Below are 20,897 nucleotides of genomic sequence, written 5' to 3' on the forward strand. Positions count from 1 at the left end.
CACTTAACCAAAGGGCGCGACCAGATCCATATCGGTTAACTCCGGGAAAGCCTCGCGAACCGCAGCTTCATTTTTCGCGTCAAATAGGAGTTTAAGGTTAGGGCCGGCATCCATTGTCAGATAAATTTCTACGCCCGACGATCTTAATTCCCATACACGATGCATAGCCGCTACAGATTCTGGCTGCCAATACAAAAGCGGCGGCCATGAAGCAATCATGGTCGCATGCATGGACAGAGCATTTTGCTCTGCAGTTTGGCCTAATAGGCCCATATCTTGTGCAGTTATAGCCTGCTTAATTATATTCAGATCCTTCTCAGCTTGAGCAGGCCAAGATTGGTAGAGATCAGCCGATTCAACTGTACGTTGCATACCAGAACGAGAATCGATTTTTTTAGCACCTGTAGCAACTTTTAACAAACCAATTCTAAACCCTGGCCAATTAACCGCTAAAGGTTCTGCACAGCTATCCATGCCGTCTTCTTGCTCGCCTTTGGACCATTCAACAAACCCTTGGTAGATTGAGCGGGATGCACTACCACTACCAATTCGCGCAAACGCCGACAGGACTTTCTGATCAAGATCAAAACGATAAAAGCCGTTAATCGCCAACATAAGTGCAGCAAAACCGGAAGCTGAAGACGCAAGCCCAGCCGCTGTTGGAATATTATTGGTTGTTTCTACCTTAACCGTTTGATCCAGATCTCGACGAAAAAGATCAATAAACGAGACGACTTTCCGAGCAAAGGAGGAATCTTCACTCTGCAGCTCGCCATTCAGATAGACCTGATCACCAGTTTCCGATGGCGTGATTTTCGTACAGCTACCTAGCTCACCCAACGATATAGATAATGAAGCATTGATAGGCAGGTTCAACTCAACATCACGTTTACCCCAATACTTACACAAGGCGATATTACTTGGCGCAAACGCTTCTGCTGTCGTACCCGGCATAGTTTGCTCTGGAAGAAACGATGCCACTACACTCTGCTTAGTAATGCTCAATGCTAACCCCTTGTGACGAAACTGAGACTGGAATTTGTTCGTAAGCTATATATAGATCTGGATCTGAACCGAGTGCAATCACACAATCCCCAAGGCCCGAACCTGAAATTTTAGCACCGGTAATATGCTCGCTTTGGCGAAGCGAATACACAATATCGCAAATCGCTTTATCTGCTACACCTAATGCGTCCATTAAGCCTTGGTAATTATTCATTAATTGACCAAGTTGCTGCCAATCCTGTTGGGCTATTGCCTGTTCAGCGTTGTCCGTTACCGACCCCATTAGCTGATAGATCTGCTGGTAAAGCTCAGGATAATGACTCGCTAAATCCTCTACATGTTTCAATACATCTGGTGTTTTCGTTTTATATCCCGCGTAGTAAAGCGATATGTCGGGTAGAGCTGACAGTGCATTGATCTTTCTTGGCTTAACACGGTAAGAAACGATTGAACCAAAGATACTAGCCACAAGGTCAGTTCCTGATCCTCGTCCACCTTGTACTTGATGAACAACTGCTAGTGAGCGATCGAATAAGCTATCTAGATCCGTTTCATCGTTTACAAAAGATGCGAGTGCAGCGACCACACCAGCAGTGACCGCGGCTGAAGAACCCAGGCCAACGGTATGAGAAAACTCTGAACGGATTGTAACTTTAATACCTGAAGGCAAACGATCTGCATACATTGCAACGGCAGCCAACACGAAGCTCAGCCGGTCATCAGCAACCAAATCTTTAAGAGGGCTTCGGTATTGAGCTAGTGCCGAGTCAATCAGCACTTCTTGTGTTGATATAGGTTCGCACTCTATGTGAATATATTTATCCACAGCACAAGCTAAAGCCTTATGACCAAAAAGCACTGCGTGTTCACCCATCAGCATTAAACTGCCAGGCACAGTCACTTTAATCCGATTCAATATGTGCTCCTTGATAACTAATTTTTAAAGGCTGTAGATGGATATTTAAACTGCTAGCTATCTCAGCAGCATTCCCTTTAGGAGCATAGATTAATACCAAACCACCGGCATCCCCAGAGCTGCTGCCTGCACCACAAACTTTCGCACTTCCACCCATCAACTCTATACGCTGAATAACATTAGCAACGGCATGTGGCACTATGCCAATCTGTTGTAATAGGCGCTGATTTTCTTGGATGAGATCTAATTTCTGCTGATCATCTGGTGAATAGATAGCTCGTTCAAAATCCTGAGTGACCTGTTTAAAATGCTGCCAAATTGTTGAAAACTCAAATGACTCACGTACAGCCGAAACCGTTTCACCCGTTGATGATTTAGGTGAACCGCTATTCCAGAGAAACCAGTTATCGCCTATTTTTTCAGGCAATAGCGTTACATGGTCGTTCTGAACTTTAACAACACCTCCGAAAGTCGTCGCAGCAGCATCTATCGCACTACCACGACCATGCTGCAATCTCTCACAGTGGCGTACTAACTTGAAGAATTCCCGTTTATTCAATTCTTGCTGAGAAGCAGCTTCAGCCAACTTTAGCAATGCTGCAATCACTGCAGCAGAGGAACCCATACCAGCACCTGCTGGAATATCACTCGCTATCAAGATCTGACCAACCCTATCAAAACCAAGCTGCGACAAGGTATAAAAGAGCAGATCCGAAGGAGATGAGAGAACATCTGCAACAGCGAGCTTTCCTTGTAAAAACAGATTAAAACGTTGATCAAGCTGTTCAGAAAAGAGTTTAAATGTAGCTATATTCTTAGAAAAGCAACCGAAAACATCAGAAGAAACTGATAAATTCAGACTCGCGGTAGGAGTATATGAAGCTGTTACAGAGGATGTAACAGCCATCGCAATAGCAGGCGCCCCATAGACAACTGAGTGCTCACCACTCAGTATTAGTTTCCCTGGGGCTATTGCCTTCATTAACAGCTAACGTATTCTCGCTTATGACCGCTGATCGCAGCCAAACGGAAACGCCCAGTCGTAGCATTAGGGATATCATGATGTTCTCCATCACGAGGGTCTGGGTGGCGATACAGATTCAAATACTCGTCATAACTTACTTCTTGGCGAGCATCCAACATGTCCTTATGCTTTATGGTATGAAGACATTTATCATAACCTGCAACCACCGTTCCAGAGAAAAACTCAGCTACACAACCAGAGCCATAACTAAAGAAACCAACTTTATTACCAGCCAAATTTTCTTTGCAGTTCTCAAGCAAAGAGGTCAGACCGATATACATTGAAGCTGTATAGCTGTTGCCAATGATACGGTTGTAATAAAGTGTTTCTTCAACCTGCTCTTCAATTTGCTCTAAAGAAAGACCTACTTTGTTTACCTTTGCTAGATGTTTATGCGCTTTTTCCGCCATGCGGCTAAACGGCAAGTGATAGCAAAAGTGAGAGAAATCACTAAACGCGAGAGAGCTAACTTCCACAAAGTTTTCCCAAGCCTTTTTCAGCGATTTAAGGTATATCTTGGTAGAGTATTTACCATCAACAAGTGCAGTCGTACGGTAATTTGGTCTCCAGAAATCCATCACATCTTCAGTATGATTACCAACTTCTGGATCGATTTCGATTAGACGAGGGTTTGCAGAGATCAAAATAGCGACAGCACCACAACCTTGGGTCGCCTCTCCAGAGGTGTCCAGGTCATATCGAGCAATGTCTGACGCAATGACCAAAACCTTTTTTTCTGGCTGTCGAGCGACTAACGCACACGCCATTTGAATAGCAGCTGTTGCGCTGTAACACGCCTGTTTTAGCTCAACAACACGACAGTTAGAATTCAATCCTAACAATCTATGCACATAAACGCCTGCAGCCTTAGACTGGTCTACACCCGTTTCTGTAGCAAAAAGCAATGTACTAATTGAATCTGTACCTACCCTTTCAATTAATGGATAAGCAGCATTTGCAGCCATAGTAACTACATCTTCATCAGGTGCAGCCATAGACATTTTCTCTTGGCCTATTCCCTGATAATACTTTTCTGACTCAATTTTCTGAACATTCGCCAGTGTTCTTAAATCCAGATAATAATTGGATGTATAGAAACTGATTTCGTCAATACCAACTGACATTCTTGGGTCTCGATCCTAACTCTCGTCTAAAACAAGGGCCCGGTTATTATATAAAGACGCTATATCCCGGACACCTAGCAGAAACATGGCTGTTCTGAACTCTGCTTTAATTTTTTCTATTTCTGCTATCACTGCATCAGCAGATTCCATTGCTGGTTTTAACAGCGGACCTGCTATGCCACATAAAGAGGCGCCGAGTATAACAGATTTAACCATATCAATCCCATCTCTTAAGCCACCACTTGCAACTAATGTGGCAACATCGCGATATGGGCTAGCCATTTTTAGGGCAACAGGGGTTGGAATTCCCCAATCTTGGAACTTAAGACCTAAATCACTTTGATCTTTTCTACGATGATGCTCTATCCGACTCCAAGAAGTCCCGCCTGTTCCAGCTAAATCAAAGGTTTTGATACCTGCCTTTAATCCCAGCTCGATATCAGCAGGAGATAAACCACTTCCAACCTCTTTAAGAAAAACAGGCACATCTAACTGAGTTACAAGAGACTCTATTTTCTCAGCAAGATGAGAGAAATCTGTATCTCCTTCAGGCTGAACCGCCTCTTGTAGAGGATTAAGGTGAAGATACAAAGCATCTGCACCCAGACATTCAATAGCTTGCTGCGCTTGCTCTAAATCCACTCCATAATTAAGTTGAACAGCACCAAGATTCCCAATAAGAGGTACATCCGGAGCTAATTCTCTCAGAGCAAAGCTTTCTTTAGCTTCAGGAGATGTAAACATAACGCGTTGTGAACCAACTGCCATAGCAACACCCGTTGCCTGAGCAGCTTTCGCCAAATTATGATTGATCTGCTTTACTAACTGATGATCACCGCCTGTCATTGAGGATATCAACAAAGGGAAACTTAACTGATAACCTAAAAATTCACATGAGCTATCAACATCGTTCAAGGCGACCTCAGGTAGACCTCGATGCATCAAATGAATACGATCAAAGTACCTTCCAGAACGATCAGTTAAAGGATCATTTTCTATAGCTCTTATATGTTCAAGCTTTCGATCATTAGTCAGATCTGACATTAGCGCTCCAACTTCAGGTGAGCTTCCATTAGTTCACCAGGGTTTGTCTGTGCGGCTAGCAAAGATAACTCGCCACATAACACAGTTGCAGCACAGATAGCGGCTAAACGTTGAGCATTTTCACCCGGCTCTCTATCTTCTTTGCATCCTAAAGCAGCTAAGTTATCTTCAACGAAGTCGATCCCTTTACCATTACCAACAGAGCCCATAATTAGGTTAGGTAAAGTACAGGAGAAATAAAGATCATCACCACGTACTTCAGCATGCACAATCCCCTGTGAACCTTCGATAATATTGGCTGCATCTTGGCCTGTAGCCAAATAAAATGCCAAAAGCATATTCGCATAATGAGCATTAGCACTGCGCAGGCCACCTGCAACCATAGTCCCAATCAGGTTTTTCTTAATATTAAGATCAACCATTTTTTCAGGTGTTGTCTTTAAGCGTCTTTCACAAATATCACGCGGTATTAAAATCTCGGTTACCACATATTTACCGCGGCCAAGAATACCGTTAACAGCTGTCGCTTTTTTATCTGAGCAATAGTTACCTGAGATAGATGAATAACGAAGCTGCGGATATTCAGACAATATCCACGGAATAATCTTATCTGCAGCATTAGTCACCATGTTATGACCTGAGGCGTCACCCGTCGTAAATTCCAAGCGAAGATAGATCAAATTTGCAACGATCTGGCTATTCATATCGATAAGCTTGGCAAAACGACTACTCTGTGAAACCACCTCGTTAATATCATCCATACGAGATTTAATCGAATTCAGAGCAAGCATCGCTTCAGTTGCATCATCTGCCTCAAGCAGAATGGAACGACTCATGCGTTCGTCTATCACAGTGGTTTTGATACCATCAGTCAATGCAGAAACCCTTGCACCACGCCCCACAGAAGGCCATAAAGGCGTCTCATAAGTCGCTAAAGGAACACTAATTTTTTCATCTAATACAGGCCCTGTAATTTTAATAGGACCCACATTACGCATTGGGATTGGAGCTTGACTGATTTTATGAGATTTCATGATATCTCTTTATGCAAAAGAAAAAGGGCTGCCAATGGCAACCCTTTTAAAATAAGGTTGAGGACTAATTTTAATTAACTTCACCAGCCCTTTTCAATATTTTCCTTACGACGCAGCAGCTTCTTCTTTTTCCGCTTCTTTTTGAACAGGCAGATCTTGCTCAACATCACCTAAATTCGGCTCAGGCAAAGATAATTTCAAAGCATCTAACAATGTGCCCATACCATTTACTACGCGGTACTGTGCAATTAATTGATCATGCAGAGCATTAGTCAGATCATTTTTTGATGAGAATACTTCATTCTCAGTATCCAACAAATCAAGCAAAGAACGCTGCCCTATATTAAACTGCTTTTGATAAGAGTTACGCGTTTTTTGGCTTGAAGCAACGTGTTGCTCTAAATACGGTAACTGCCTCGAAAGAATGGAATAAGCATTCCAAGATAGCTCTACACTCTGAAGGACCTCACGGTGACTTCTGTTTTGAACAGATTTAGCCTCTTCTATCTGATGCTGAGTTTGACGAACACGTGCTTGATCAGCTCCACCGTTATAGAGGTTATAACGCAATCTCACCATAGCAGTAAGATCTTCGTTCACCCCGTCAACACCATCAAGATTATTGTTCCAAGTACGATCGACTTCAAAATCTACACGAGGATAATAATTACGTTTTGCTGCATTATATTGAGCAACTGCTGCCGCTGTATCAGCTTCTGCAACTTGCAATGTAGGATGATTGCTCAATGCAGTCTCTGTTGCCGCATCCAAAGATTCAGGCACCTTAACACTTACCAGCTCAGGATAGATAACCTCTACTGGCGCCATCAACCCAGTAACTCGCTGATAATTTACTTTAGCGTCCAGTAAGTTATTCTCTGCTGCTAAAGTGTTCACTTCAGCCAACGCCAAACGACCTTCAGCCTGCTGTATAGAGGCCAAAGCCCCAACACCTGATTCAGATCGGCGTTTGATCTGATCATAAATTTTGACGTGGTTAAAAAGATTTTCCTTAGCCTGCTGAAGAAGGACGTTACGACGATTTAATTCGATATAAGCCCTAGCCGCATCTAATGCATAAGTCTCGGCCGTTTCAACAACTCTTTTATCAGCCGAAATCGCACGAGCTTTTTGACGCTTTACTTCACTAGACGTCGCAAAACCATCGAACAACATTTGCCTAATACTTAGACTACCTTCGCCGCGTGTTAGCTCTACATCACCACCATTAGCTCGAGTAGTCGTATTATTTGTCCATTCATAACCAATACCAGCAGCAACATCAACACTTGGCAGGTAACCGGCCTTAGCTTGTCGAACCTCTTGATAGACCGCATTACGTGCATTTATAGCACGCTGTACTTCCGGGCTATTACTTAACCCTTCTGCAACTACGTTCTCAAGAGTAGTACTGTAAACCGATGAACTTACCGCCCCCAGAAGCACACCAGCAACAACTGACCTGAACATAAATCCCGCCTTAAAATATAAATAGTTTGTAGTCGCTAGCCGATAAAACTGATTGATTTAAGCTGGTTGTTTACTAGCCATTAAAACTAGTGCAACCCGATCAGCAGCCCCTGTTTTCTGAAAAATAGAACTCAGATGCGCTTTCACTGTTCGTTCAGTAATATCTAACTCTCTGGCAATTTCCTTATTACTTGCTCCTGTCGTTAAAACAGAAAGCACGTCTTGCTCGCGACCACTTAATCCTTCAAAACAATCTACAGTCTCTGCGGTGTCCACTTTGCTATCTGCGACAGTCATCCCCCCCAAAAGTCTTTTAAGTAGCTTTTGTAGAAGTTCAGGCCCTGCCCAAATATCACCACGGAGTACAGTTTTCACCACTTCCGTTAGCAATGAACCTGTAACATACGTGTTGGTATATCCGTTAGCACCTGATTGCAGTGCGCGGATACCTTCATCTTCAGATGGAGCATCGGTACATACAATCAAAATGATTTCGGGATTATCCTTTTTGAAACTGAATACTAGCTGACTACTCTTATCATCAACCGAGCTAAGGTGCATTAGAACAATGCCCTTCTTGATCGCCGACAATTTCGATGAAAGCTCAGAAATCGACAAAACCTCAGGCTGCCAGTCCACGAGCAGCTTAAGCCATCGATCCAAAACTTTCGGTCGGTTCCCTAGAAAGAATAACTGCATAATATCCATAATCCGCGGCACCTGAGCATATAATTATCCCTATAGCCGCGGCGCACAATTTTATAACGTCTAACTAATACCCACAAGCCGACAAAGCTTATTTAGACGATTCTCATTTACATTACTATAAAACAAAGCCATAAACTTATTATGGTTAATTACTTAATGCAAATAACTTAGTATTTTTTACACCAGTTGTTGATTTACCACAAATTAGAACACTTTGATTTATCAATCATTAGCGCTCGGTAAGCGCTCTATCTTTCGCCTTAAGCACTGGCTTTAACAGATAATCCATTACCGTTTTCTTACCTGTCAAAATATCCACACTTACCGTCATACCAGCGATTAAAGGCAGTTCAGCTTCTACCGCTCCAAGATAAGGCTTATCAGTCTCCAATCTGACCAAGTAGTAACTTTCCCCCTCTTCATCGAGAATGGTACTTGGGCTCACAAATACCACAGACGCATCAACACCACCGTAAATAGAAAAATCATAGGCCGACACTTTAATTACAGCCGCTTGCCCTGGGGCAATATTAGCAATATCAGAAGGTCTTATTCTCGCTTCAACCAGCAACTTATCTTCCCAAGGTATGATGTTTAATAGCTCATCTCCTGGCTGAACAACCCCTTCCACTGTATTAACCAGTAGCTGTTTTACCGTACCTTTAACCGGTGCCTTTACTTCAGCACGATCAATACGGTCATTCATACCCGTTAGGGCCTGTTGGATTCGCGCACTTTCAGCTACAACCTCATTCAACTCTCGACGTGCTTCATTCCTGAACTGCAATTCAGCACCATCAAGGTTTTGCTTAGTTTCCTGCAGGGTAGATTCAATTCTTGGGATATTAAGTCGTACGCCTGATAATTCACCTTGCAAGTCATTCAACTGGCGCTTTAATCTCAGAAATTCAACTTCTGAAATAACCCCTTCTTTCAGTAGAGGCCGAGTAATATCTAGCTCGCGCTTTAATAAACCATAACTTCTTTCAAGCTGACGCTCCTGAGACTGAGCCGCCTTTAATTCCTGCTTACGTTGCTCTACCTGCTGCTCTAAACCGCCGAGCCCAGCAAGCATTTCAGCCTTACGCGTCACAAATAGGCTTTTTTCCTGAGCAAGCATACTTTGATATTCAATTGGGAAACCCTGAGGCGGCACAAATTCAGTATTATCTGCTTCAGCTTGCAAACGCGCCGCCTTTGCAACCAACTCGTACTGGCGTACCTGATTTTCCTTAAACGAGCTTGAGAAGCGGATATCATCAATCCGTAAAAGCACCTGCCCCTTTTCAACTATATCGCCTTCACGCACCAAGATTTCTGATAAAGCACCGCCCTCTAGAGTCTCGATCACTTGTAACTGGCTTGAAGGAATAATTTCACCATCACCGCGAGTAATTTCGTCCAGTTCAGCCCAGAAAGCCCAAACGATGGCAACCACAACAAAGATAAGCATCGCCCAAAGCAAAGCACTAGCCCCCTTAGGGCTTTGCTCAGCCATGGCTTCACTCACGCTAGACATATAATGTAAATCTTTTTTAGCTTGAGCCATGATCTTACCTCTGCACCTGAAGACGACCTTGCTTTAACGCATCCAACACCGCTTCTTTCGGGCCATCTGCTACCACTCGACCAGCATCCATAACGATGATTCGATCAACTAAGCTCAACAACGACATTTTGTGAGTCACTACCAGCATCGTCTTATCTTTTGCATAAGCCTTAAGCATGGTTTTAATCTGCTCTTCAGAGGAATTATCCATCGATGCAGTCGGCTCATCCAAAATCAAAATATTAGGATCATGGATAAGAGAGCGTGCAACCGCAACCGTCTGCCTCTGACCACCCGACAACGCAGCACCGCGTTCACCCACTTGCATATCAAAGCCTTGAGGATGACGATTTACCATATCGGAAACACCAGTCAATTTAGCAACCTCAACCAAGCGATCATCTTCAGTTTGAGGAGATCCTATGACGATGTTGTCTCGCACACTGCCAGCAAACAACATAATATCCTGAGGCATGTAACCAAAGTTACGCCTCAAATCGACCGGATCAATCTGATTGATATCTATACCATCGATTCGAACTGAACCCTCTGTTGCCCCGTAAAGCCCAAGCACCAATTTTTCTATGGTAGACTTACCTGAACCAATTCGACCAATTAGCGCAACGCTTTCGCCCGGTTTAATACTGAAAGAAACCCTATCCAATGCCTTTTGCTCTTCATTAGGGTAAGCAAAACTGACATCTTTGAATTCGATAGCACCTTCTAATTCTTGTCGATGCACAAATTGCTGCTCATCAGTACGCTCTGAAGGCAGTTCCATAATTTCATTCAAGCCTTTTAAAGCAGTTGATGCTTGATGGAACGAAATAACAAGATTAGCCACCTGGCTCATTGGCGCTATTGCTCTACCTGATAACATCACACAAGCAACCAGAGCCCCCATAGTCAGCTCTCTTTCACTTATCAGATAAACGCCCGTAATAATGATACCCACAGATGTTAATTGCTGAGCTAGTGCAGCAAAATTGACCACTGATGCTGACAACATGCGTGAACGAAGGCTCCATTTGGCGATATAGCCAACAGCCTGCTCCCAACCCAATTGCAACGACGAACTTGCCCGTTGGGTTTTCACAGTTTCCATAGCAGTTAAACTTTCAATCAAGGTTGCGCTCTTTTGCGAGTTAGACGCAAACGTCTTTTCAACAGCCTCTTTTAAGTAAGGTCGAACAATAAAGGATACAAGTATAATCAACGGAATTGCGACAAGAGGAACAATAACCAGTGGCCCGCCAATAAAGCCGATGACAATTAAAAAGAGAATAGCGAATGGTAGATCAATAAAAACAACATTTGTCGTTGAGCTTAAAAAGCCCTTAATACTTTCAAATTCACGCAGATTACTAGCAAAAGAACCAACCGATGCAGGAAGTGCGCTGTATTTCAGTGATAAAACCTTTTCGAAAAGCAACGCTGATAGTATGACATCCCCTTTCTTTCCAGCTATTTCAAGAAAATAGGACCTCAGCATCTTCAGCCCGAAGTCAAACAAATATACGATCAATACGCCAATCGCTAACACCCATAATGTTTCTATCGCATTGTTAGGCACAACACGATCATAAACATTCATAACAAAGAGCGGGTTTGCGATAACAAAGAGGTTAATCAAAAAAGAAGCTATTAAGACATCTCGATATATCGCGGTCGAACGTTTAATTGTTCCCCAAAACCAGTGACCTTGATGTCCTTCTAGCAATTTAGAAACTTGTTGCTGGAATCGATATTCAAGACGAACAAAAATTGCGTGAGCGGTATATGAGGCAGCCAATTCATCTAGCGCCAGATGATGTTCACCACCACTTTCTGGTTGAATGATTGTAGCTTGTCCAGCTTCATGATCTATCTCTTGCAGAATACAAGCCTGATCATTTTCAAGTATTAACACGGCAGGAAGGACAAGAGGAGATATATCTGTAAGCTTGCGAGGTAATATTTGAGCAGCAAACCCTGCTCTCTTAGCAGCTCGAATAAATAACTTAGGGGTTAATTTATGATCAAGCAACGGCAAACCTTCACACAATACCTCCGGTGAAAAAGGCTTATGATTTTGCTTACTGAGATGAACCAGACAACCGAGCAAAGGGTCCTGAACCGCTTCCATTTACCGAGACCTTAACCTTATTTGAGAGCAATGCTCAAAGAAACAATATATAGTATGTACATTAACAACTTATCCAATGTATCAAATCAATATGTTATACGCTATACGCAATGAAGAAGGCCGGATCATAAGCCTTTCAGAAACCCCTCAAGCAGGCGCTGAAGCAGTTGATATAAAAAACAAGGAAGTAATGGATTTTTTATCCATTAACGATGAAGAGTTTTCTGCAGAAGAGTTCCTTCAACAGTCAGATATGGCCGTTGCTCGTATTTTTGAAGATTTGGTAGACGTCCTTATTAGTAAAAACCTTATTATGTTTACTGACCTCCCACCAATGGCACAGAAGAAATTATTGGGTCGTAAACTTGCGCGTAATATCAATCGCGGAGAAGGAGAGAGTGAACAACTGGAAAAATCTTCTCATTCTTTCCTGATAGGAGATGATGAAACTCTGTAAATAAGCCCTTAAAGCTCCTGGCTTAACGGGTCTTCATCCTCTTCTTTCTTAAAATGATTTAGTTGGTTGTACTGCTCAGCAAAACGCTCAGCTAGAGCCGAATAACGCTGCTGCTGCTTTTCAGACAACGCCCCATAAGAAATAGTTGCCAAAACATCACGAACAGATAACAAGATCCATAGCGCATTCTGACCTCTTTTGGCTTTTTCAATTCCTGCCTGAACCAAATTAAGCGCAATACCCGTATGACTTGGTAGCAATTCATTAGCTCGACCAAACATTAAAAATGCCCGATCCAAATCACCACCACGAAAACTACTCATAGCGGCATAATTTGCCTTACCCCAATCTTTCTCAACCATCACTCGGTTCAGATCTCTTCGTTTAATCTGAACTTCATCCTCTAACTCATAACCATGAACCGCATCAACCAAAACATCTAACCATTTACACTGGTTATCGACATCCATGCGTAGGAAGAAATTCAACGTTTGCTGAAGCATCTGCTCCAAACGCTTACGAGACTCAGTAGACTCTTGACGATAAAGATCGCAATTTATGAGCTTGGCTCGAAACATAACTTCCTGATCATCAGGATGATCAAGCACCACATCCTCCAGAATGCGAACAACATCCGTTTCCACTTCAGACAATCTAGTTTTATTTGCCTGAATCAAGGATCTAACCAAACCAAAATAATGAGACGGGGTTTGAAAGACTGAATAGCGCGCATAACGAACTGCCTGCTGGTAAGCATCCTTTGCGATATCCCACTCACCCGTCTGAGAAGCCAAATCAGCCAACTCACTTTGCAATTCAGGAACTGTAGGCTGAATCATTACAGCTTTTCGCATCAGCGTGACAGCTCTACTCAACTCACCTTTAACCCGATAAATCCGAGCCAACCAAGTATATGCTTCAACACACACATGCTGCTGATCAACGATACGATTAAGACAACTCAATGCATCATCATATTCACCTAAATTGAAATGCGCGACCCCTCTTCCTACTTCAGCCCAAGGTAAATCACGCTTACTCGTCAACCCCATAAAGAGCTCTTTAGCTTGAGTAAAACGCTTCATCCTCAATAGAGCAATACCATTAACCCGCTGAAGAAATATATTTAAACCAGGATAATGATTAACAAGCGCCCTACCCTTTTCCAACACCTCTTCATAATGCTCTTCGTCCAATAACTGCTCAATTGGCCGAATAGCCTCTTTAATCCGCAGCTGTTTTTCCAGACGATGACGTACCTTTCCTTGGTCAAAAGGTTTTGAAATATAAGTATCAGGTGAGTTTTCTAAAGAACCGAAAAGAAGCTCAGAACTTTCTGGATCAACAATGAGGAAATAAGTACTCGCCTCAGGAAGGATAACCTCAGCATTAGCTTCATGAAGTAGCTGCAGACCATTTTTTTCGCCTTTGCCCATATCATAAGCAGCAAAGCAAAGATCAAAGGTCAATTCACGCATCAGGCTCAACGCCATATTAACCGAGGAAGCAACCTGTACTTGCCCCACACCCATACGGCCCAGGATTTGGCGTAATGCCCCGAGATCGTCGAGCTTACTGTCTACGATTAAAGCAGACTTTCCTGAGTAGTTGATTTCCATAGATTCTGCATAGTTTAGATAACAGCAAAAGTAGCATATAAATCAGACCATTATCAAAGTTTAGGCCATCTATCGCACAATAAAAAACCCCGTAGGGTCACTACGGGGTTTTTTCTGCATATTTAGACAAAATTAATCATCTAAAAAGCTTCTTCCTTTACCTGCAGCAATACGCATACGCAAAGCGTTTAGCTTGATAAAGCCAGCCGCATCTTTCTGATCATAAGAACCTGCATCATCTTCAAATGTTGCAATATTCTCATCGAACAAGCTGTCATCAGAACGACGACCAACAACAATAACGTTACCTTTATATAGCTTAAGACGAACGTCACCGTTTACTACTTGCTGAGACTCATCGATCATCTTCTGAAGCATCTTACGCTCTTCTGACCACCAGAAACCGTTGTAGATAACTTTAGCGTAACGCGGCATCAACTCATCTTTAAGGTGAGCAGCTTCGCGATCAAGTGTGATCGACTCAATAGCGCGGTGCGCTTTAAGCATAATTGTGCCACCAGGAGTTTCGTAACAACCACGAGACTTCATGCCTACGAAGCGGTTTTCTACGATATCTAAACGGCCTACACCATTCTCACCACCTACTTTATTCAGGTATTCAAGAACAGTCGCTGGGCTCATTTGTTCACCGTTGATCGCAACGATGTCACCCTTTTCGTAAGTCAACTCAAGGTAAGTTGCTTCATCAGGAGCCTGCTCAGGAGATACAGACCAACGCCACATATCTTCTTCAGCTTCCTGCCATGGATCTTCAAGGATATCGCCTTCGTAAGAGATGTGAAGAAGGTTAGCATCCATTGAGTATGGAGATTTTTTCTTACTGCTAGCAAAATCAACTTCGATATTGTGATCTTCACAGTATTTCATAAGCGTCTCACGGGAAGTTAGATCCCACTCACGCCATGGCGCAATAACATGAACACCCGGCTTAAGCGCATAAGCACCTAGCTCAAAACGAATCTGGTCATTACCTTTACCAGTCGCCCCGTGAGATATTGCATCAGCACCCGTCTCGTTAGCGATTTCAATCAAGCGCTTAGCAATTAGTGGGCGAGCAATAGATGTACCTAGAAGGTACTCACCTTCATAAATTGTGTTCGCACGGAACATTGGGAATACAAAGTCACGAACAAACTCTTCGCGTAGATCTTCGATGTAAATCTCTTTTACACCCAAAGCTTCAGCTTTAGCACGTGCAGGCTCTACCTCTTCACCCTGACCTAAGTCAGCAGTGAATGTAACTACTTCGGCATTGTATTCATCTTGCAACCAGCGAACGATAACAGACGTATCTAATCCACCGGAATAGGCCAGAACGACCTTTTTGATCTCGGACATTCTCAAGCTCCAACTTGCGAACAATATTCGCCCCGACACGGGCCGAAAGGGATATTCAATTTAAGCGCGGTATTATAGCAGAACTTTACCCTGCAACGCATCTGCCGCAGGGCAAATTAATAAAAGGAGTTAATAGCAATATAGACCGATTAATCTTTTTCCAAACGAATAGTAACTCGACGGTTACGATCCCGGTTTTTGCGACTATTATTTTCAACCACCGGATAACGTTCACCATGATAACGAGTTGTAATCATGGTTGGCTCCAAACCTAAACTGATCAAGTATGCTGTCACTTCCTCCGCGCGTCGCTTGGAAATATCTCGGTTCATTAATCTACGGCCCATGTTATCGGAATGACCATCAACATAAACACCTTTCACTGCGTCATCGTTTTTAACGTATAGAGCAATCAAATCCAATCGCTCCCTTGATGCATCCGATAACCGCCATTGAGCAGATGGAAAGAGAATAGCTGTTCTAGCTACCTGTCGGTAATTAACAGGCAACAATCCAGCTGTACAAGCAACATAATCATCATAGGCTGACTGAAAATTCACAGCAGATACTGATACACGCAATGATTCGTTAGTTCCGTACCACTCATCCGTAGTAAATGTCGGCATCATCCCTTTATAAAGAGCCGCCAACATATTTTGAGCGTGTTTGGGCTCTACTTTAATATGCCCCGTCCTCTCTTCAGCTTTCACTGCAGCGATATATTTTGGCACTATTCCAGGCTGCCAAGGAGCCGCTTCAGCTACAAGTTTGCCGCCTTTCTGAAAATGAATAGTCTCAGTTGGCTTAAGCATAAAACGCACTAACTCACCCGCTTCATGCTCAAAAACAGCATTACCAAATGAAGGGATAACCTGACTCAACTGGCACGTAAATTTAGAAGCCTCTAGCTCCCATTTAGAATCATCGATGGAGCTACGAAAGGTCACAGCATGCACCTGTAGCGAAAGCACTGCGATACATAACAATGAAAATACGCGAATAAACACAATAGAACCGCCAATCACACCAAGTCTGCAACGAATAAAATTATACCCCAGAAAAACAATATATAAGGGCAAGGAATCAATTTTAATGATAAAGCTATATAAGTATTTGTATTATTACGGCCAATTTTAAATATTCTTGAGTAGACGATTGGAGTGACTGCACTTCCACTGCTAGAATATTGCCAAAATTTAAAGGCAACCCTCTACCAAAGTAAGGGCATCCATTGAGCAACCATAGCGCCACAAAACACCCAATGGCAAACCGTTTTCGCGGTTTTTTACCAGTCGTAGTCGATGTTGAAACTGCAGGCTTCAATGCCCGTACTGATGCATTACTCGAAATTGCAGCCGTAACTTTGACCATGGATGAAAACGGCTTTTTGATTATCGACAAGAGCTTCGAAGCACAGGTAGAACCTTTTGAAGGCGCAAACCTTGAGCAATCAGCCTTGGATTTCACAGGCATCGACCCTTACGATCCTGATCGTGAAGCAGTACCTGAAAGAGAAGCACTAGAAGAGATTTTCCGCGCTGTGCGAAAATCGCTTAAAGCCCATGATTGTAAACGTGCAGTCTTAGTTGGCCACAATGCATCTTTCGATCAGAGCTTTGTAAACGCAGCTTCGAATCGAGAAGATATAAAACGCAACCCATTTCACCCTTTCTCTACTTTCGATACTGCAACACTAGCCGGCCTTGCATTTGGTCAAACTGTTCTTGCGAAAGCTTGTCAGGTTGCAGGCATCGAATTTGATGGTAAACAGGCGCACTCCGCACTTTACGACACGATGAAAACAGCAGAGCTATTTTGCATTATCGTAAATCGTTGGAAAGAGCTTGGCGGCTGGGACATGGTAGACCAGTATGATGATTACGAATAATTTCTTGTAACCACCAATACCCAGATACAAAAAAACCCGCTAGTAAGCGGGTTTTTTATTAGCAATAAATTTGGTGAAGATTACAGGTTGTCTGCTTCTTCAGATAGGTACTTAGCAACACCTTCTGGAGATGCGTCCATACCTTTATCACCTTGATTCCAGCCAGCTGGGCAAACTTCACCGTGCTCTTGGTGAAATGCAAGCGCATCAACCATACGAAGCATTTCATCAACGTTACGACCTAGAGGTAGATCGTTAACAACTTGATGACGTACTAGACCGTCTTCGTCGATTAAGAAAGAACCACGGAAAGCTACGCCGCCTTCAGATTCAACATCGTAAGACTGGCAGATGCTGTGAGTCATGTCTGCAACTAGCGTGTAGTTTACTGCACCGATACCGCCTTCGTTTACCGGCGTGTTGCGCCATGCGTTGTGAGAGAAGTGAGAATCGATAGAAACACCGATCACTTCAACGTTACGCTTCTTGAACTCTTCGATACGGTGATCAAAAGCTAACAGCTCAGAAGGACAAACGAATGTGAAGTCCAGTGGGTAGAAGAATACTACCGCTTTTTTGCCTTTAGTTGCTTCAGACAGTGTGAAAGCGTCAACGATTTCGCCGCTACCTAGTACTGCTGGTGCTGTAAAGTCAGGAGCCTGTTTGCCTACAAGTACGCCCATTGTGCTATTTCTCCATTAAAATGCTATCTAGCGTTTAGGTTTTTTATGATAGAAAAGACCGCTATAAAATCAAGCAATAATCTATCTAAAATTACTCAGCGCTTTGCTCTTCGGAACCCGCTGCTGCTTCTTTGATCACTTCAGCTAGCTCGCCGTTTTCTGACATCTCACAGATAATGTCACAACCACCAATCAACTCACCTTTAACCCATAGCTGAGGGAATGTCGGCCAGTTTGCATATTTTGGTAGTTCTGCACGGATATCTGGATTTTCCAGAATATTTACAAAAGCAAAACGTTCACCACAAGCCATCACTGCTTCTGAAGCACGTGAAGAGAAGCCACACTGAGGAAAACGCGGCGTTCCTTTCATGTAAAGAAGAATATCATTACCTTCAATCTGCTCTTTGATGGTATCAATTACGCTCATTCATACACCTATAAAATACTTTATGTAGGATGCACAACCGTTTTTGTGCTGTGGTGAACAATGTACCACATATCCGACCATTTTACTCTGACAATGTATATTTGCTTTTCTTTATAGAGTTAATAAAAAAAATTAATTAGCTATTCTAAGTAACCATTCATACCTCAATCCCCAATTTCCCAAAACAAGGCAAATTTATCCGGCAAAACGGTTGCGAAAAGCCGCAAAGCTGCCTATTATTCGTCCTTTAAATGGCAGCTTTGGCTGCCTTTTTGCGTTGTAGGGAAGATAAAAATAATGGCTGTAGAATCGATTATGACTACCTACAACCGGTTGTCCGTAGCGTTCGAACGCGGAGAAGGCAGCTGGTTGTATGATACTGACGGAAACAAATACCTTGATGCGTTAAGCGGTATAGCTGTATGCGGTCTAGGCCACTCGCACCCAGCAGTGACTCATGCGATTTGCGATCAAGCTAGCAACCTATTGCATACGTCTAATTTGTACACCATTCCAAATCAGCAACAACTTGCCGACCGCCTGACTAACATTTCAGGTATGGACAATGTATTTTTTGGCAACTCAGGTGCTGAGGCGAATGAAGCAGCGATTAAGCTTGCTCGCCGTTACGGTCATATCGTTCGCAACATCGAAAACCCAGCGATTATCGTTATGGAAAATTCTTTCCACGGTCGTACGATGGCTACATTAAGCGCAACAGGTAACCGTGCTGCTCAAGCAGGCTTTGAGCCGCTAGTTAGCGGTTTCGTTCGCGCGCCCTTCAACGATATTGAAGCTATCAAAAAAATTGCAGCTAACAACCCTAATATCGTTGCAATCCTTGCTGAGCCGATTCAAGGCGAATCAGGCATCCAAATCCCTGCTGACGATTATCTGAATCAACTGCGTGACATCTGCGATGCTAACGAATGGCTATTAATGCTGGACGAAGTCCAAACAGGCAATGGCCGTTCAGGTAAATACTTTGCTTACCAGCATAACGACATTTTGCCGGACGTTGTAACTACAGCTAAAGGTTTAGGTAATGGCGTACCGATTGGTGCCTGCCTTGCACGCGGTAAAGCAACTGGCATTTTGATCGCCGGCACTCATGGTTCAACTTATGGTGGCAACCCACTGTCTTGCGCTGCTGCATTAGCCGTTGTGAATACCATCATCGATGAAAATCTATGTGATCGCGCTGCTGAACTTGGCAACCGCATTACTTCAGGTTTAGAGGAGCAGCTTGGTCACACTGATTATGTGGAAGAGATTCGTAACAAGGGCCTATTGATCGCAATCCAATTGAGCGAAGCAGGTACTGAGTTAGCAGTCCTATCCAAAATCAAAGGCATTCTTCTTAATATTACAGGCGGAGGCAAAGTTGTACGCCTACTACCGCCATTAACCATGACAGATAGCGAAGCTGATCTATTAGTTAACACGCTATCTCAAATTATTCGCGTATATGCGGCTGATGAGCGCGATCCAATCAGCCAAGACTCGAGCCCTGCAGACGAACGTAGAGAACAATGAGTACTAGACATTTTTTAACCCTGCTCGATTTATCTTCTGAAGAACTACGCACCCTAGTTAAACGCGCAAGTGAACTGAAGGCGATCCGTAATCGTGGTGAAGTTTACGAACCGCTTAAAAATAAAGTGATGTCGATGATTTTTGAAAAATCATCAACTCGTACCCGCGTTTCTTTTGAAGCTGGTATGGCACAGTTTGGTGGTCACGCGATGTTCCTATCGCCTCGTGATACCCAGCTTGGCCGTGGTGAACCGATTAGCGACAGCGCTAAAGTAATCTCAAGTATGGTTGATGTTGTTATGATCCGCACATTCAGCCACCAGCTTGTAGAAGAGTTTGCTGCCAATTCCTCTGTACCGGTTATCAATGCCCTGACAGACGAATACCACCCATGTCAGCTACTAGCTGATATGCAGACTTACTTTGAACATCGCGGCGATATTCAAGGTAAAACGGTGACTTGGATCGGTGACGGCAACAATATGTGCCACTCCTATATCAATGCAGCACGCCAGTTTGATTTCAAACTTAATATCGCTTGCCCAGAAGGCTTCGACCCAGATATGGATCTAGTCGAAATCAATAAGGATCGCGTATTTATTACTCGCTCTCCAGAGGAAGCAGTAACTGGTAGCGACCTGATTGTGACCGATGTTTGGGCATCTATGGGCCAGGAAGAGGAACAGAAAGAGCGCGAAGAGAAATTCGCTGGTTTCCAAGTTTCTCCAGAGCTGATGGATAAAGCTAATGAAGACGCTCTATTCATGCACTGCCTTCCAGCTCATCGTGGCGAAGAGATCAGTGTAGATATGCTTGAGGATCCGCGCTCTGTAGTCTTCGATGAGGCAGAAAACCGCCTTCACGCACAAAAAGCTCTGCTAGAGTTTCTTCTTGTAAAATAGCAATCCGATAACAGGTAAGCAGTG

Annotated in this window: 19 protein-coding genes; 4 read left to right on the plus strand and 15 right to left on the minus strand. The window is 43.3% G+C overall.

The genetic code is table 11. The features are described 5' to 3' along the window. Nucleotides 1-3 precede the first annotated feature (3 nt). The 10 genes from mvaD to ACMXYX_RS12190 form a co-directional block, all read right to left on the minus strand. Nucleotides 4-1,005, minus strand: coding sequence for a diphosphomevalonate decarboxylase (gene mvaD, locus ACMXYX_RS12145; protein WP_415896640.1), 1,002 nt, complete (start codon nt 1,003-1,005; stop codon nt 4-6). Further along, complete coding sequence (gene mvk / locus ACMXYX_RS12150; RefSeq protein WP_415906044.1) at nt 992-1,921, minus strand: mevalonate kinase; 930 nt, start codon at nt 1,919-1,921, stop codon at nt 992-994. The genes mvaD and mvk overlap by 14 nt, the downstream gene beginning before the upstream one ends. Next, the gene (locus ACMXYX_RS12155; protein ID WP_415906045.1) at nt 1,908-2,903 is read right to left on the minus strand and encodes a mevalonate kinase; all 996 of its coding nucleotides are present in this window, start codon (nt 2,901-2,903) and stop codon (nt 1,908-1,910) included. The genes mvk and ACMXYX_RS12155 overlap by 14 nt, the downstream gene beginning before the upstream one ends. Next, nucleotides 2,903-4,069, minus strand: coding sequence for a hydroxymethylglutaryl-CoA synthase (locus tag ACMXYX_RS12160; protein ID WP_415896643.1), 1,167 nt, complete (start codon nt 4,067-4,069; stop codon nt 2,903-2,905). Before ACMXYX_RS12160 ends, ACMXYX_RS12155 begins: the two co-directional genes overlap by 1 nt. A 15-nt stretch (nt 4,070-4,084) precedes the next feature. After that, nucleotides 4,085-5,113, minus strand: coding sequence for a type 2 isopentenyl-diphosphate Delta-isomerase (gene fni / locus ACMXYX_RS12165; RefSeq protein ID WP_415896644.1), 1,029 nt, complete (start codon nt 5,111-5,113; stop codon nt 4,085-4,087). Then, nucleotides 5,113-6,147 carry a hydroxymethylglutaryl-CoA reductase gene (locus tag ACMXYX_RS12170; RefSeq protein WP_415896645.1) on the minus strand — a complete coding sequence of 345 codons (1,035 nt, stop codon included), beginning with the start codon at nt 6,145-6,147 and terminating at the stop codon, nt 5,113-5,115. The genes fni and ACMXYX_RS12170 overlap by 1 nt, the downstream gene beginning before the upstream one ends. 105 nt (nt 6,148-6,252) lie before the next feature. Continuing rightward, a complete protein-coding gene (locus tag ACMXYX_RS12175) occupies nt 6,253-7,617 on the minus strand; it encodes a TolC family outer membrane protein (protein ID WP_415896646.1) in 1,365 nt (454 codons plus the stop codon). Nucleotides 7,618-7,674: 57 nt separating this feature from the next. After that, nucleotides 7,675-8,325, minus strand: coding sequence for a helix-turn-helix domain-containing protein (locus tag ACMXYX_RS12180; protein WP_415896647.1), 651 nt, complete (start codon nt 8,323-8,325; stop codon nt 7,675-7,677). Between the two features lie 229 nt (nt 8,326-8,554). After that, entirely contained in the window at nt 8,555-9,874 is a 1,320-nt protein-coding gene (locus tag ACMXYX_RS12185) for an HlyD family type I secretion periplasmic adaptor subunit (protein WP_415896648.1), read from the minus strand. A gap of 4 nt (nt 9,875-9,878) precedes the next feature. After that, nucleotides 9,879-11,999 (minus strand): type I secretion system permease/ATPase, encoded by a 2,121-nt coding sequence (locus tag ACMXYX_RS12190; RefSeq protein WP_415896649.1) that lies wholly within the window; start codon nt 11,997-11,999, stop codon nt 9,879-9,881. Nucleotides 12,000-12,075: 76 nt separating this feature from the next. Here ACMXYX_RS12190 and ACMXYX_RS12195 point away from each other — a divergent pair, with 76 nt between their 5' ends. Further along, entirely contained in the window at nt 12,076-12,456 is a 381-nt protein-coding gene (locus ACMXYX_RS12195; protein WP_415881864.1) for a hypothetical protein, read from the plus strand. Between the two features lie 8 nt (nt 12,457-12,464). On the opposite strand, the gene ACMXYX_RS12200 is transcribed toward ACMXYX_RS12195, so the two are convergent. The 3 genes from ACMXYX_RS12200 to ACMXYX_RS12210 all read right to left on the minus strand — a co-directional run bounded on the left by ACMXYX_RS12200 (nt 12,465) and on the right by ACMXYX_RS12210 (nt 16,381). After that, entirely contained in the window at nt 12,465-14,075 is a 1,611-nt protein-coding gene (locus ACMXYX_RS12200) for a tetratricopeptide repeat protein (RefSeq protein ID WP_415896650.1), read from the minus strand. Between the two features lie 132 nt (nt 14,076-14,207). Then, nucleotides 14,208-15,434, minus strand: a complete 1,227-nt coding sequence (locus ACMXYX_RS12205) for an argininosuccinate synthase (protein WP_415881866.1) — start codon at nt 15,432-15,434, stop codon at nt 14,208-14,210. Between the two features lie 149 nt (nt 15,435-15,583). Beyond that, on the minus strand, nt 15,584-16,381 hold the full coding sequence (locus tag ACMXYX_RS12210; protein ID WP_415896651.1) for a flagellar protein MotY: 798 nt from the start codon (nt 16,379-16,381) through the stop codon (nt 15,584-15,586). 314 nt (nt 16,382-16,695) lie between these two features. Here ACMXYX_RS12210 and rnt point away from each other — a divergent pair, with 314 nt between their 5' ends. Next, nucleotides 16,696-17,322: a ribonuclease T gene (rnt, locus tag ACMXYX_RS12215; RefSeq protein WP_415884669.1), complete on the plus strand. Its 627-nt coding sequence runs from the start codon at nt 16,696-16,698 to the stop codon at nt 17,320-17,322. Between the two features lie 80 nt (nt 17,323-17,402). On the opposite strand, the gene ACMXYX_RS12220 is transcribed toward rnt, so the two are convergent. Together ACMXYX_RS12220 and grxD are read right to left on the minus strand one after the other, a co-directional pair. Next, a complete protein-coding gene (locus ACMXYX_RS12220; protein ID WP_415887385.1) occupies nt 17,403-18,005 on the minus strand; it encodes a peroxiredoxin in 603 nt (200 codons plus the stop codon). Nucleotides 18,006-18,096: 91 nt separating this feature from the next. Beyond that, nucleotides 18,097-18,435 (minus strand): Grx4 family monothiol glutaredoxin, encoded by a 339-nt coding sequence (gene grxD, locus ACMXYX_RS12225; protein ID WP_415896652.1) that lies wholly within the window; start codon nt 18,433-18,435, stop codon nt 18,097-18,099. Nucleotides 18,436-18,732: 297 nt separating this feature from the next. Between grxD and ACMXYX_RS12230 the strand changes: the two genes are divergently transcribed. Next, a complete protein-coding gene (locus ACMXYX_RS12230) occupies nt 18,733-19,971 on the plus strand; it encodes an aspartate aminotransferase family protein (RefSeq protein ID WP_415896653.1) in 1,239 nt (412 codons plus the stop codon). After that, nucleotides 19,968-20,873, plus strand: coding sequence for an ornithine carbamoyltransferase (argF, locus tag ACMXYX_RS12235; protein WP_415896654.1), 906 nt, complete (start codon nt 19,968-19,970; stop codon nt 20,871-20,873). Before ACMXYX_RS12230 ends, argF begins: the two co-directional genes overlap by 4 nt. Nucleotides 20,874-20,897: the final 24 nt, after the last annotated feature.

Source organism: Neptuniibacter sp. QD72_48 (assembly GCF_047778065.1).
Classification (GTDB): Bacteria; Pseudomonadota; Gammaproteobacteria; order Pseudomonadales; family Balneatricaceae; genus Neptuniibacter.

What these genes read in the sequence shown, in the direction of transcription:
- ACMXYX_RS12155 (WP_415906045.1), bottom strand. Translation starts at nt 2,903, where the DNA reads ATGAAGGCAATAGCCCCAGGGAAACTAATACTGAGTGGTGAGCACTCA.
- ACMXYX_RS12160 (WP_415896643.1), bottom strand. Translation starts at nt 4,069, where the DNA reads ATGTCAGTTGGTATTGACGAAATCAGTTTCTATACATCCAATTATTAT.
- fni (WP_415896644.1), bottom strand. Translation starts at nt 5,113, where the DNA reads ATGTCAGATCTGACTAATGATCGAAAGCTTGAACATATAAGAGCTATA.
- ACMXYX_RS12170 (WP_415896645.1), bottom strand. Translation starts at nt 6,147, where the DNA reads ATGAAATCTCATAAAATCAGTCAAGCTCCAATCCCAATGCGTAATGTG.
- ACMXYX_RS12175 (WP_415896646.1), bottom strand. Translation starts at nt 7,617, where the DNA reads ATGTTCAGGTCAGTTGTTGCTGGTGTGCTTCTGGGGGCGGTAAGTTCA.
- ACMXYX_RS12180 (WP_415896647.1), bottom strand. Translation starts at nt 8,325, where the DNA reads ATGGATATTATGCAGTTATTCTTTCTAGGGAACCGACCGAAAGTTTTG.
- ACMXYX_RS12185 (WP_415896648.1), bottom strand. Translation starts at nt 9,874, where the DNA reads ATGGCTCAAGCTAAAAAAGATTTACATTATATGTCTAGCGTGAGTGAA.
- ACMXYX_RS12190 (WP_415896649.1), bottom strand. Translation starts at nt 11,999, where the DNA reads ATGGAAGCGGTTCAGGACCCTTTGCTCGGTTGTCTGGTTCATCTCAGT.
- ACMXYX_RS12195 (WP_415881864.1), top strand. Translation starts at nt 12,076, where the DNA reads ATGTATCAAATCAATATGTTATACGCTATACGCAATGAAGAAGGCCGG.
- ACMXYX_RS12200 (WP_415896650.1), bottom strand. Translation starts at nt 14,075, where the DNA reads ATGGAAATCAACTACTCAGGAAAGTCTGCTTTAATCGTAGACAGTAAG.
- ACMXYX_RS12205 (WP_415881866.1), bottom strand. Translation starts at nt 15,434, where the DNA reads ATGTCCGAGATCAAAAAGGTCGTTCTGGCCTATTCCGGTGGATTAGAT.
- rnt (WP_415884669.1), top strand. Translation starts at nt 16,696, where the DNA reads ATGGCAAACCGTTTTCGCGGTTTTTTACCAGTCGTAGTCGATGTTGAA.
- ACMXYX_RS12220 (WP_415887385.1), bottom strand. Translation starts at nt 18,005, where the DNA reads ATGGGCGTACTTGTAGGCAAACAGGCTCCTGACTTTACAGCACCAGCA.
- grxD (WP_415896652.1), bottom strand. Translation starts at nt 18,435, where the DNA reads ATGAGCGTAATTGATACCATCAAAGAGCAGATTGAAGGTAATGATATT.
- ACMXYX_RS12230 (WP_415896653.1), top strand. Translation starts at nt 18,733, where the DNA reads ATGGCTGTAGAATCGATTATGACTACCTACAACCGGTTGTCCGTAGCG.
- argF (WP_415896654.1), top strand. Translation starts at nt 19,968, where the DNA reads ATGAGTACTAGACATTTTTTAACCCTGCTCGATTTATCTTCTGAAGAA.